Genomic DNA, 12,669 nt, shown 5'->3' with positions numbered 1-12,669 from the left:
CCACTCAGGCAGGCGGCTGGGTCAGACGACGCCGTAGAGGCGGTCGCCCGCGTCGCCGAGGCCGGGCACGATGTAGCCCTTCTCGTTGAGCCGCTCGTCCATCGCGCCGGTGACGATCGTGATCGGGATGGTGAGGTCGGCGAGGGCCTCCTCCACGTGCTTGACGCCCTCCGGCGCGGCCAGCAGGGTGACCGCCGTGATGTCGTCGGCGCCGCGGTCGGCGAGGTAGCGGATGGCGTCGACGAGGGTGCCACCGGTGGCGAGCATCGGGTCGATGACATAGCACTGGCGACCCTTGAGGTCGTCCGGGAGACGGTTGGCGTAGGTGATCGCCTCGAGCGTCTCCTCGTTGCGCTGCATGCCCAGGAAGCCCACCTCGGCGCTCGGCAGCAGGCGCACCATCCCCTCGAGCATCCCGAGACCGGCCCGCAGGATGGGGACGATCAGCGGCTTGGGGTTGGACAGCTTGATGCCCGTCGTCGGGGCCACCGGCGTCTCGATGTCGAACGGCTCCACCCGCACGTCCCGGGTCGCCTCGTAGGCCAGCAGCGTCACCAGCTCCTCGGCCAGCCGACGGAAGGTCGGGCTGTCCGTGCGCTTGTCGCGCAGGTAGGTCAGCTTGTGGGTGATGAGCGGGTGGTCGGCAACGTGGACGCGCATAGGCGAAACTTAGCGCGTGACTCCCAGCGGCGGACCAGCAGTCGACGAGCGGTATGCCGCGTGGATGGGCCTGGCGCTCGACCTCGCCGCCCAGGCTGCCCGGGACGGCGACGTGCCCGTGGGGGCGGTCGTCATCTCGCCGGCGGGCGAGGTGATCGGTGAAGGCCGCAACCTGCGCGAGGTCGAGGGAGACCCGACTGCACACGCCGAGGTGGTCGCGCTGCGCGCTGCGGCTCGGTCGTTGGGTCAGTGGCGGCTCGAGGACTGCACGCTGGTCGTGACCCTCGAACCGTGCCCGATGTGCGCGGGAGCGCTGATGCTGTCGCGGATCTCGCGCTTGGTGCTCGGCGCGTGGGACCCCAAGCTCGGCGCGACGGGCTCGGTCTGGGACCTGGTCCGCGACCGCCGCGCGACCCATCGCGTCGAGGTGATCGGCGGGGTGCGGGCTTCAGAGTGCTCTCAGGTGCTGCTGACATTCTTCGATGAGCAACGGGCTGCGGGTGGGTCCACGGCTCTCGGGACGGCCCTTGGGACCGCTGCTGAGACCGCGCAGGGCGACGGACGGGTGGCAGGGGCGTGAGCGGGATCATCAACGACCTGGTCAACCAGGTGCTCGGGGCGCCACCGTGGCTGGTCTACCTGATCGTCGCGCTGGTGGTGTTCGCCGAGGACGCGCTGTTCGTGGGGTTCGTGCTGCCGGGCGAGACCCTGGCCGTCATCGGCGGGGTGACGGCGAGCCTTGGGCACACGTCGCTGGCCTGGGTCCTCGTGGTGGTCATCCTCTCGGCCATCATCGGGGACTCGGTGGGCTACGAGATCGGACGGCTGTTCGGGCCCCGCGTGATGGGGCTGAAGATCCTCGAACGGCGACGGGAGCGCTTGGAGTCCGCGCAGGACTTCCTGCGGCGTCGAGGTGGCTCGGCGGTGTTCCTGGGCCGGTGGACGGCGTTCTTCCGAGCCGTCATGCCCGCGCTCGCCGGCCTGTCCGGGATGAAGTACCGGGTCTTCCTGCCGTGGAACGCGGTCGGCGGAATTGCCTGGGGCGCAACGGCGGTCACCGCGGGCTACCTCGCTGGCGAGTCCTACCACCGGGTCGAGAAGTGGCTCGGCCGCGGGGCTGCCGGGATCGTTGGTCTGATCGTGGTCGTGGCGATCGTGGTGTGGGCCGTGCGCCGCCACCGCGCCCAGCCCGCGGACTGACGCACGAGTTCACCTGCTGGTCGCCTGATCCGCGGGTTGCTGTTCACCTTGTGGCGAGAGAACTCTCCTGTCCCCTCTGACAGGAGCCCCCATGCGTCGCCCACTCACCATCGCGGCCGTCTGCGCCACCGCCCTAGTCTCGTTCGCCATGGTCGCTCCGGCGGCGCAGGCCGTCGACGGCCAGCAGAAGCCCGGGCACTACACCTTCGCCGTGATCGGCGACGTGCCCTACGGCGCGGACCAGGTGGCCAAGTTCCCCGGGTGGATCGACCAGATCAACGCCGACCCCGACGTCGCGCTGACCTTCCACGTGGGGGACATCAAGAACGGCTCCACCAGGTGCGACGACGCCTACTACCGGATGATCCGGGCCCAGTTCGACCGGTTCGCCGACCCGCTCGTCTACACGCCGGGCGACAACGAGTGGACCGACTGCCACCGGGTCAACAACGGCGGCTACCAGCCCCTCGAGCGCCTCGCCTTCGACCGTTCGGTGTTCTTCGACCAACCGGGCACGACGCTGGGCGCACCCGCGAAGGTCTCGGTGCCCGACGCGGCATACCCCGAGAACGTGATGCTGCGCCGTGCGGGCGTGGACTTCGCCATGCTGCACGTCGTCGGGTCGAACAACGACCTGCAGCCGTGGACGGGCATCGGCAACTCCACCGCCACCTCGGCGCAGGTGGCCGAGGAGCGCGCGCGGATGACCTCGTCGATCGCCTTGCTGCGCAAGACGTTCGCCGATGCCAAGCAGCGCCAGGACCGAGCCGTGGTCGTGCTCCAGCAGGCCGACATGTTCGACCCCACCTACACCCCGGCCCCCACGGACATCTCCGCGTTCCAGCCCCTGGTGCAGGCCCTGGTCGACGAGACGAACGCGTTCGACGGCGACGTCTACCTCGTCAACGGCGACTCGCACATCTACAACTCGGACCGGCCGCTCGCGCCGGGCTCGGTGTGGTTGTCCCGCTACGGGGTCACCGGGTCGGCGGCCGGTCTCGAGCGGATCACCGTGGACGGGTCGGACAACAACAAGGACTGGCTCAAGGTGACCGTGAACCGTCCCGGCGCCGGGACCAGCCTCAGCTGGACCCGGGTCTCCTACGCCGGCTAGCTGTTCGCCCGTCCGTTTGCTGACAACTCGCCGGTGATCCCCGGCGAGTTGTCAGCAAACGAGGGCTAGCGCGCGGGGTCGGGCGAGGTGTCGGCGGTGGCCTTGGGCATCAGGACTGCGGCGACGATCGTCACGACGGCCGCCACGAGGACGCCGATGAAGACCGCGGTGCCGGCATCGGCCGCTGTGGCCGGGTCGGTCTCGGGGCGTCCGGAGCGGGCGATGACGCCGTTGGCGACGGCGCCCAGCACGGCGGCACCGACCGCGCTGCCGATCGAGCGGGCGAACATGTTGGTGCCGGTCGCGACACCTCGCTCGTGCCATTCCACGCTGGCCTGGGCCGCGATGAGCGACGGGCTGGCCACCAGTCCCAGGCCGAGGCCAGTGACGAAGCACGACAGCGCGACGACCACGACCGAAGGGTGCTGCGACGTCCACGCGAGCGTGCCGGTGCCAATGACGACGAGCGCCATACCCACGAGGATCGCCGGCCGGAAGCCGAACCGGAGGTAGAGCAGCCGGCCCGACAGCGTCGCGGAGATCGGCCAGCCGATGGTCAGCGCCGCGAGGGCGAGCCCGCCGATGAGGGGGTCGATGCCGAGGGAGTTCTCGAGGTAGGTGGGGACGAACGAGGTGAGGCCGATGAGGATGACCCCGACCCCCAGGGCCAGCATCGTGGTCGTGGCGAGCAGCCGGCGACTCAGCACCCAGAGGGGGAGCACGGGCTCGGCGGCGCGGCGTTCGACGAGGAGGAAGGCGGCGAGCAGCAGCGAGCCGCCGCCGAGGACCCCGAGGCTGGTGGGCGACGACCACGACCAGGCCTGGCCACCCTCGAGGATGCCGAGGATGAGCAGCGACATGGCCGCCGTGAGGAGTGCGGCACCGGCGTAGTCGATGCGGTGCTTCTGGCGTTCCACGCTCTCGTGGAAGTTGCGGGCGATGAGGGTGCCGGCGAGCAGGCAGAGCGGCACGTTGACGAAGAAGATCCAGCGCCAGATGCCGAGCTGGGAGAAGATCCCGCCCAGCGTCGGACCGACGACCGACGAGACCGCCCAGACGCTGGCGATGTAGCCCTGGGCCTTGGCCCGCTCCGCCACGGTGTAGATGTCGCCCGCGATCGTGATGGCTATCGGTTGCACCGCGCCGGCGCCGAGGCCCTGGAGGGCGCGGAAGACGATGAGCGAGGTCATGCTCCACGCGAAACCGCACAGCACCGACCCGGCGAGGAACAGCCCGATCCCGAAGAGCATGAGCGGCTTGCGGCCCACGATGTCGGCGAGCTTGGCGTAGATGGGCACCGACACTGCTTGGGCGAGCAGGTAGACCGAGAACAACCACGGGAACTGCGAGAAGCCGCCGAGGTCGCGCACGACCGACGGGACCGCCGTGGCCAGGATGGTCGCGTCCATGGCGATCAGGCCGGTCGAGACCATCAGCGCCAGCAGGATGGGGCCGCGGTCCGAACGGAGCCCGACTCCGGCGGTGTTCGTGGTGGTGGAAGTCATCTCCGATGACAAGTGCTCGGGCTGCCCGTGCATTCCCCCGACGCCGAGGTATGCCGTGTCGGCGCCTTCGCGCGGCGGCTCGGCAGGCGGTCCCGAGGCGATTTCGTCGCCGTCGACCGCTCTAGTAACCTGCTCCGCGGTGGCGTGTCCGAGCGGCCTAAGGAGCACGCCTCGAAAGCGTGTGTGGGTGAAAGCCCACCGTGGGTTCAAATCCCACCGCCACCGCCACATCGAGAAGGACCCGACACGCTTTGTGTCGGGTCCTTCATCGTTATCGAGCGCCCCCGCAGTGGTGGCCCCTCGCTACTCGGCGGTCGCGGCCAGGGTGGCAGCGCTCGCTCGTGGCGACCGGTGCAGCTGCGAGACAACCAGCACCGTCAGGAGGACGAAACCCGCAGCCACGGTCAGGGCCGAGTGCGCGCCGACGACGAACACGTGGTGCGCCTGCTCGACGGCGGTCCGGCCGAGCGTGGGTTCTGCGGCTGCGTGGCGAGACGCGGTGCCGAAGACGGTGACCAGCAGGGCCAGGCCCAGGGACCCGCCGACCTGCTGGGTCACGTTGACCAGACCGGAGGCGGCGCCTGCGTGCTGCGGCTCGACCTCGTGCAGAGACGCACCCGTGAGCGGGACGAAGGCCGTGCCGTTGCCGAGCCCCAGCAGGACCAGCGGCAGGAGGATCGACCAGTAGCTGCTCGTCTCCGACACCCGGCTGAGCAGGGCGAGGGCGATGGTGGACAGCAGCGTTCCCGCGACCATCACGCGCCGGGGCCCGAACTGCTCGACGAACCGCCGCGCACTGAGCTGGGAGGCAAGGAAGAGCGCGGCCGTGAGGGGCAGGAACCCGAGCCCGGTCTGCAGGGGCGTGTAGCCGAGGATGTCCTGCAGGAACAGGGTCGTGAAGAAGAAGGTCCCCATGATGCCGGCCACGAGAAGCAACCGACCGGCATACGAACCCACGCGGGTGGGGTTGGCGAACAGCTCCAGCGGCGTGATCGGGTGCGGCGCACGCCGCTCGATGACGACGAAGGCGGCGAGCAGTCCGACCGCGGCGACGAACGACGCGATCGTCTCGGCGTTGCCCCATCCGGCCTCGGCCGCGTGGACGAAACCGTAGACGAGCGCGGTCATGCCGAGGGTCGAGGTGAGCGCGCCGGCCACGTCTATCTTGCCGCTCGCGCGAGCCGTTTCCGGCACGACGACCAGGGCGGCTGCGACCACGGCGAGGCCGATCGGCACGTTGACGAACATCACCCAGCGCCACGAGAACCACTCGGTGAGCAGTCCGCCCGCGATGAGGCCGATGGCGGCGCCGCCGATGGAGACACCGGTGAAGAGGCCGAGCGCACGGGTGCGTTCGCGGGGGTCGGTGAAGGTGGACATGAGCAGGGCCAGCACGGCCGGCGCTGCGAGGGCTGCGCCGACGCCCTGGGCGGCGCGCGAGGCGACGAGCCAGGTGGCGGTGGTCGCGAAACCGCCGACGAACGACGACGTGGCGAACAGCGCCATTCCGGCGACGAAGACGCGGCGGCGGCCGAACAGGTCACCAGCGCGCGCGCCGAAGAGGAGCAGCCCACCGAACGCGAGCGTGTAGGCGCTGAGCACCCACGACAGTCCGGTGGGGGTGAAGTCCAGAGCCGTCTGGATCTTGGGGAGGGCGACGTTCACGATGGTGGCGTCCAGGACGACCATCAGCTGGGCGATGAGGATGACACCGAGGACGACGCCGGGTGAGACCTGTCGACGCGGGCCCCGCACGGAGGCGGGAGCAGCAGGCGCCGCGGGAGCGGTTGAGATCTGGGCAGACACGAGGTCTTGCTCCTTCGGGTACAGTAGGTGGATAAGTGGAAGGTCCCTCCGGATGAACAATACGGAGGCAGCCTCCGTTTTGCAAGTAGTGTGTGCCAATGACCTGTGCACGTGCCGTGCCAGCGTTCAACCAAGGAGGTATGCCGGGTGGTCCCGACGAGTGCGACCGGCTCGCTCACTGACGAGCGGCCGATGCGTGCCGACGCACAGCGCAACTACGAGCGTCTCGTGCTCGCAGCCCGCGAGGTGCTGCGTGAGTCAGGCACCGAGTCCTCCCTGGAAGAGATCGCACGTCGCGCCGGCGTGGGGATCGGCACTTTGTACCGCCGCTTCCCGACCCGTCTGTCGTTGCTGGAAGCCGTCTACCGCGAGGACGTCGACGCCCTCGCCGTGAGCACCACTCGGCTCGTCGAGCAGGAGCAGCCCTGGGAAGCCCTCGAGGCCTGGGTCTGGGTGCTGCTGGACTACGCCGCGACGAAGCGGGCGCTCTTCCAGGAGCTCGTCGATGCCGCCGGGCGCGACTCCGAGCTGTTGACCCACTCCCGCGAGACCGTCATCGGCGCGGCTGGGCTGGTGCTGCGCAACGCCCAGGAAGCGGGCGTGGCCAGGGCCGAGGTCGAGCCGTCCGACCTGTTGCGCCTCGTCGGCGGGTGCACGATGATGGGCGAGCTCGAGTCGGAGCAACAGAAGCGAGTCGTCGCCATCGTGCTCGGCGGCATCCGCGCGGCTGCCTGACGCCGCAGCTGGCTCACGGGTCAGTCCGGGTGGGTGGTGGGCGAGGTCGTTGCCGGGAAGGCGCTCCGGAGAATGGCCTCACCGGCGGGTGGCTCGGCGTGGCCCGCCGCCGCGAGACCACGCGAGCGGGCAAGGTGGTCCAGGCCTTGCACGGCGGCACCCAGGACGGGTGGGGCGTGCAGGACGTGGGGCGCGCATCGGGGAGAGACCTCCAGGAGCCCTACGCGGACTGCCTCGATCAGCAGCGGTTGGTCAGCGGCGAGCACTCCTCCGCCGAGGACGACCGGGATCGTGTCGCGAGCAAAGGTGAGTCGCTCGACGCACACCCTGACCATGGTCACGATCTCGTCGGCCTGTCGGCTGATGATGTCCATCGCCACCTCGTCCCCCGCCTCTGCGACGTCGAACAGCATGGGCACCAGCTCGTGCATCTGCTCGTCGCGGAGCGCGCCGGAGTGGAAGGCAAGGGCACACTCGGTTGCCGTCCCGAACCCCAGGTTGGCAGCCGCTGCGGCGGCGAGAGCGCTGGCCGGTCCGCGACCGTCCTCAGACCGCACGGACCACCACATCACCTGTTGGGCCAACCCCTGGCCGCCGCCCCAGTCGCCGGTCAAGGGCCCCAGCGCGGGGAACCGGACCACCCCGTCGGAGTCGTCCACACCGATGGCGTTGATCCCGGCTCCGCACACGACGGCGACACCGATCCCGTCGGCTGTGCCGGCGCGCAGGACCGCGAGGGTGTCGTTGACCACGGTCGCAGAAACGGCCCACCCTCGCTCGACGATGGCGGCTTCGAAAGCCCGTTCCTCCTCGGGGCGGTCGGCATTGGCCAAGCTGGCCGCGGCGTGGGTGGCACGGGACAGACCGGCACGCTCGAGCAGCTCGTGCACCTGCGGTTCCAGGGCGGCCAGGGCTCCGGCATCTCCGGCGAGGTACGGCCGGAACGGCGCAGACCTCGCCGAACCGAGGATCTGCCCGTCGGCCCGGACCAACAGGATGTCCGTCTTGGAGTTCCCGCCGTCGAAGGCGAGAACCGTTGGCAGTTCGCGGGTTTCGACTGCCGTGGAGTCCGAGCCGGAGGCATCGGTGGCGAGCCCCGGATCCCGCGACCAGGCGGTGGTCTCGCTCATCCTCGCACCCACGACAGGTGGTCCCGGTTTGCCAGCAGCAACCGGTCAGCCAGTCGGCGGGCCTGGTCCAGCTGACCGACCAACGGGTGGGCGAGCAGCGCCCGCTCGACCCGGTCGCGCCCGCCGTGCAGCGCCGCCTCCAGAGCCAGCTGCTCGTAGGCGAACACGTGCGAGATCAGGCCGGCAGCGATGGGTGGCACGGGCTCGAGCGCACGGGGTCTCGCGCCGCCCCGGTCGACGTCCGCCGGCACCTCGATGACGGCATCGTCCGGCAGGAAGGGCAACGTGCCCTGGTTGCGGACGTTCACGACCTGGGGCTCGCTCGTTGCCGCGGTGAGCAGGGAGGCCACGAGGGCTACTGCGGCCTCGGAGTAGTACGCACCGCCCCGTTGCGAGAGCAGTTCGGGCTTGGTGGTCACGGTCGGGTCTGCATAGATGTGGAGGAGCTCTCGCTCGACGTCGGCGACCACCTCGGCCCGGGTGGGCGCTCCCTGCAGCTCGCGGACCACCTCGTCGTGCTCGTAGTAGTAGCGCAGGTAGTAGGACGGCAGCATCCCCGTGAGCTCCAGGGCGGCGACTGGCAGGTCGAGGTGACCTGCCAACGCCTCGCCGTTGGCCTTCAGCAGACGCGGCAGCTCGTCCTGCGACTGGCCGTCGAGGTGGACGCCCCGCACCCAGGTCAGGTGGTTGAGTCCGAAGTGGTCGAGGCTCACCCGCTCGGGGTCGGCACCCAGCAGCTCGGCGAGGTGACGCTGCAGGCCGATCGCGACGTTGCACAGGCCGACGGCGCGATGCCCCTCCGAGAGCAGGGCACGCGTCACGATGCCGACCGGGTTGGTGAAGTCCACGATCCACGCGTCCGGGTTTGCCTCGCGCACCTTGGCGGCGATGTCCAGCACCACCGGGACAGTCCGAAGCGCCTTGGCCAGGCCGCCCGCGCCCGTGGTCTCCTGTCCGACACAGCCGCACTCCAGCGGCCACGTCTCGTCCTGCCGCCGCGCGTCCTGGCCGCCGACACGCAGCTGGATGAGGACCGCATCGGCTCCGTCCACCGCCTCCCGGGTATGCCGGGTGGTGACCACCCTGCAGGGGTGTCCCTGCGCTGCCAGGATGCGGGCCGACATGCCCCCGACGAGGTCCAGTCGCTCCTGCGACGGGTCCATGAGGACCAGCTCGTCGAGCGGGAGCACGTCCCGCAGACGGGCCAGCCCGTCAGCCAGCTCGGGGGTGTAGGTCGACCCGCCGCCGATGACGGCAATCTTCATCCCTTGACTCCTGTCAGGGTCACGCCGCGGATGAACGCGCGCTGGGCGAGCAGGAAGATCACGATGACCGGCGCCATGACGAGCAGGGTGGCTGCCATCGTGAGGTTCCAGTTGACGTGGTGGGCTCCCTTGAAGGACTGCAGGCCGTAGGACAGCGTCCAGGCCGCGGGGTTCTCGCTGGCGTAGATCTGCGGCCCGAAGTAGTCGTTCCAGCAGTAGAAGAACTGGAACAGCGCCACCGCGACGAGGGCCGGCTTGATCATCGGCACGACGACGGACAGCAGGGTGCGCCACTCACCGCACCCGTCGACCTTGGCGGCGTCGATGTACTCGCGAGGGATGGTGAGCAGGAACTGGCGCAGCAGGAAGATCGAGTAGGCGTCGCCGAACGCCAGCGGGATGATGATCGGCCACAGGGTGCCCGTGAGGTGGAACTGCTTGGCCCACAGGAGGTACATCGGCACGATGACCACCTGCGGCGGCAGCATCATCATCGAGATGACGAGCATGAGGGCTGCGTTGCGGCCGGTGAATCGCATCTTGGCCAGGGCGTAGGCGACCGGGGTGCTCGACACGATGGTCAGGGCGGTGCCCAACCCGGCATACATCAGGGAGTTCTTCCACCAGGTGACGAAGCCCTCGGTGCGGAAGACCTGCGCGTAGTTCTCCCAGTGCCAGGTCCGCGGCCACAGGTCGGTCGTCAGCGCTTGGTCGCTGCTCATGACCGAGGTGAGCAGCAGGAACACGAAGGGCAGGACGAACACGATGGCCAGCCCGAGCCCGACCGCGTGCAGACCGACCCACTCCAGGACACCGATCCGACGGCGCCACTGGTCCGACTTGACGGCTCCGGTGGTCCTGGGACGCGCAGTCAGCGCCAGCGACTCGGTCAGGTCGGCCATCTCAGTCCTCCGCCGCGATGAACCCGGCGCCTCGGCGCAGCAGGACCGACGTGAAGGCCATCGCGATGACGAACAGCACCACCGAGATGACGCACGCCGATCCGGTCTCGAAGTGCTGGAAGCCCATCGAGTAGACCAGCTGGGGCAACGTGAGGGTGGAGCCGTTCGGATAGCCGGCGTCGAACGGCGCCCCGGGTTGGTCGGCCCGCCCGCTGGCGACCTGGGCCACCACGACGGCCTGCGTGTAGTACTGCAGGGTCGCGATCACGCCGGTGATGGCCGCGAAGGTCAGCACCGGGCGCAGGTGCGGGATGGTGATGTAGCGGAAGCGCTGCAGGGGTCCTGCGCCGTCCAGCTCCGCAGCCTCGTACTGCTCGGCGGGGACGTCGAGCAGGGAGGCCACGAAGATCACCATCAGGTCGCCGACCCCCCAGACGGCGAGCAGGGTGAGGGCCGGCTTGGCCCAGGCCGGGTCGTTGAACCAGTCGGGGCCCTGGATGCCGACCTTGGACAGCAGGGTGTTCACCGGCCCGGTCCCCGGGTTGAGCAGGAAGGCGAAGGCGATCGTGGCCGCCACCGGCGGGGCCAGGTAGGGCAGGTAGAAAACCGTCCGCAGCAGCCCGGCACCTCGCTTCACTCGGACCACCAGCAGCCCCAGCCCCAGGCCGCTGACCACCCGCAGGCTGACCATCACCACGACCAACCAGGCCGTGTTGCCCAGCGACTGCCAGAAGGCGTGCAGCCCGAAGACGTAGCGCCAGTTGCGCAGCCCGACCCAGGTGGGCGGGTTGATCTGGTCGTAGTGGGTGAACGAGAACCACACGGTGGACACGAGCGGGTAGACGAAGAAGATGCCGAAACCGATGAGCCACGGCCAGATCAGGCCGAGCGCGGCGAGGTTCTGCCGGCGACGACGACCGGGCTGGCGCGGGGTCCACGCGGCGGCCCGGGCGGTCGCAGGGGTCGCCCCCCGGCCGAAGGTCGTCGCGCTCACCGGTCAGCCCTTGGCCTGGGCGTTGGCCTTGTCGATCTGCTGGTCGACGTCCGCCAGGCCGCTCGTCAGGTCCTTGGCCTGGCCCGACTCCCACTTGTAGGTGAAGTCCTGCAGGATCGTCTGGTACTGGCCGCCGTTGGGGCTGGCGGGGGTGGTGTTGCTCTGCTCGTTCTGCGCGATCTGCAGGAACGTCGCGAACTGCGCGTCCTTGTCCAGGTCCGGCGAGGACATCGCGGCGTGGGTGGACGGCACGTTGTGGATCGCGTTCGCGAAGGTGACCAGCGCCGTGGTGTCCGTGGTCAGGTACTTCACGAACTCCCACGCGGCGGCAGCGTGCTTGCTGTTGGCCGGGATGCCCACCACGGTGCCCGAGACGTAGCCCCGGCCGTAGCTGGCGGCCTGGTCGTCGGGTACGGGCAGGGGGGCGGTCGCCCAGTCGAGCTTCACGCCGTCATCGCGGATGGACACGGTGCGCCACTCGCCGTCGATCTGCATGGCCACCTTGCCGGCCTCGAAGGCGTTCTGCGGGGAGAACTCCTCGCCGAACCCGTTGCGGTACTTCTCCAGCCGGGCAAAGCCCCCGAGCGAGTCGACGAGATCCTTCTGCATCGTGAGGAAGTCCGCGAAGGCGGGGTCCTTGTCGATGTTGGCCTTGCCGTCAGCGCTGAAATAGGTGGGCCCCGACTGGGAGACCCAGTGCGCGATGGCGTTCTCGTAGCCGTGGAAGGTCGGCATGAACCCGAGCTGCGAGTAGCTCGCACCGCTCTGCTTGGTCAGCTTGACCGCGTCGGCCTTGAACTCCGACCATGTCCTGGGCGGAGCGGAGATCCCCGCGGCAGCGAACATGGCCTTGTTGTAATACATCCCGTAGGCGTCGCCGAGGAGCGGCAGGGTGCACTGCTTCCCCTGGTACTGCGTGTACTCGACCATCGGCTTCAGGAACACCGAGTTCTTGTCGACGCCCGACTTCGCGAGCCACGGGTTGAGGTCCATCAGCGCCCCGTTGCAGAACATGCCGACGTTGTCGGTGGTGAACGACGAGACCACGTCCGGCCCGTTGCCGCCGCGGATCCCCTGCAGGATCTTGTCGTCCGCGACGTTGGGGACGGTCTTGACGGTGATGTTGGGGTGCAGCTTCTGGAAGGCCGCGATGTTGTCCGCGATCGCCTTCACCTCGCTCGGCTGGCTCCAGCCGTGCCAGAACGTGATGGTCACCTTCTCGGTGGGCGCGACCGTCGTGGCGACGGGGTCCGTGGACGGGCTGGAGCCCGTGCACCCGGAGGTGACGACGGCGACGGACGCGATGGCCAGGGCGATGAGGGTATGCCGTGAAGCGTGCACCGTGGGTGCCTCCTGTA

12 protein-coding genes and 1 tRNA gene are annotated in these 12,669 nt (G+C 69.5%); 5 read left to right on the top strand and 8 right to left on the bottom strand.

Features of this window, described 5'->3' with window-relative positions; genetic code table 11:
- Positions 1-21 precede the first annotated feature (21 nt).
- Positions 22-660: a uracil phosphoribosyltransferase gene (gene upp, locus EAH86_RS16175; RefSeq protein WP_140742573.1), complete on the bottom strand. Its 639-nt coding sequence runs from the start codon at positions 658-660 to the stop codon at positions 22-24.
- 64 nt (positions 661-724) lie between these two features.
- Here upp and tadA point away from each other — a divergent pair, with 64 nt between their 5' ends.
- The 3 genes from tadA (at position 725) to EAH86_RS16160 (ending at position 2,974) form a co-directional block, all read left to right on the top strand.
- Positions 725-1,240, top strand: coding sequence for a tRNA adenosine(34) deaminase TadA (gene tadA, locus EAH86_RS16170; RefSeq protein WP_140742750.1), 516 nt, complete (start codon positions 725-727; stop codon positions 1,238-1,240).
- Positions 1,237-1,860 (top strand): DedA family protein, encoded by a 624-nt coding sequence (locus EAH86_RS16165; RefSeq protein ID WP_140742571.1) that lies wholly within the window; start codon positions 1,237-1,239, stop codon positions 1,858-1,860. Before tadA ends, EAH86_RS16165 begins: the two co-directional genes overlap by 4 nt.
- A 91-nt stretch (positions 1,861-1,951) precedes the next feature.
- On the top strand, positions 1,952-2,974 hold the full coding sequence (locus EAH86_RS16160) for a metallophosphoesterase (RefSeq protein ID WP_140742569.1): 1,023 nt from the start codon (positions 1,952-1,954) through the stop codon (positions 2,972-2,974).
- Between the two features lie 65 nt (positions 2,975-3,039).
- Here EAH86_RS16160 and EAH86_RS16155 read toward each other — a convergent pair whose 3' ends face one another.
- Complete coding sequence (locus tag EAH86_RS16155) at positions 3,040-4,479, bottom strand: MDR family MFS transporter (protein WP_161988679.1); 1,440 nt, start codon at positions 4,477-4,479, stop codon at positions 3,040-3,042.
- A 138-nt stretch (positions 4,480-4,617) separates the two neighbouring features.
- Here EAH86_RS16155 and EAH86_RS16150 point away from each other — a divergent pair.
- Positions 4,618-4,707, top strand: a tRNA-Ser gene (locus tag EAH86_RS16150).
- 75 nt (positions 4,708-4,782) lie between these two features.
- On the opposite strand, the gene EAH86_RS16145 is transcribed toward EAH86_RS16150, so the two are convergent.
- Entirely contained in the window at positions 4,783-6,285 is a 1,503-nt protein-coding gene (locus EAH86_RS16145; RefSeq protein WP_140742565.1) for an MFS transporter, read from the bottom strand.
- Between the two features lie 147 nt (positions 6,286-6,432).
- Here EAH86_RS16145 and EAH86_RS16140 point away from each other — a divergent pair, with 147 nt between their 5' ends.
- Positions 6,433-7,020 (top strand): TetR/AcrR family transcriptional regulator, encoded by a 588-nt coding sequence (locus tag EAH86_RS16140; protein WP_206665852.1) that lies wholly within the window; start codon positions 6,433-6,435, stop codon positions 7,018-7,020.
- Between the two features lie 20 nt (positions 7,021-7,040).
- Here the strand turns inward: EAH86_RS16140 and EAH86_RS16135 are convergent, their stop codons facing one another.
- The 5 genes from EAH86_RS16135 to EAH86_RS16115 are packed head-to-tail and all read right to left on the bottom strand — an operon-like array spanning position 7,041 to position 12,652.
- A complete protein-coding gene (locus EAH86_RS16135) occupies positions 7,041-8,150 on the bottom strand; it encodes an N-acetylglucosamine kinase (protein WP_140742561.1) in 1,110 nt (369 codons plus the stop codon).
- Positions 8,147-9,415, bottom strand: a complete 1,269-nt coding sequence (locus tag EAH86_RS16130; protein ID WP_140742559.1) for a 6-phospho-beta-glucosidase — start codon at positions 9,413-9,415, stop codon at positions 8,147-8,149. Before EAH86_RS16130 ends, EAH86_RS16135 begins: the two co-directional genes overlap by 4 nt.
- Entirely contained in the window at positions 9,412-10,317 is a 906-nt protein-coding gene (locus EAH86_RS16125) for a carbohydrate ABC transporter permease (RefSeq protein ID WP_140742558.1), read from the bottom strand. The genes EAH86_RS16130 and EAH86_RS16125 overlap by 4 nt, the downstream gene beginning before the upstream one ends.
- A gap of 1 nt (position 10,318) precedes the next feature.
- Positions 10,319-11,311: a carbohydrate ABC transporter permease gene (locus tag EAH86_RS16120; RefSeq protein ID WP_140742556.1), complete on the bottom strand. Its 993-nt coding sequence runs from the start codon at positions 11,309-11,311 to the stop codon at positions 10,319-10,321.
- 3 nt (positions 11,312-11,314) lie between these two features.
- Positions 11,315-12,652, bottom strand: a complete 1,338-nt coding sequence (locus EAH86_RS16115; RefSeq protein ID WP_140742554.1) for an ABC transporter substrate-binding protein — start codon at positions 12,650-12,652, stop codon at positions 11,315-11,317.
- Positions 12,653-12,669 lie beyond the last annotated feature (17 nt).

Origin of the sequence: Pedococcus bigeumensis (assembly GCF_006438965.1) — a bacterium.
GTDB classification, from domain to species: domain Bacteria; phylum Actinomycetota; class Actinomycetes; order Actinomycetales; family Dermatophilaceae; genus Pedococcus; species Pedococcus bigeumensis_A.
Note: the sequence above shows the minus strand (reverse complement) of the source record. Positions and strands in the feature narration are given on the sequence as shown.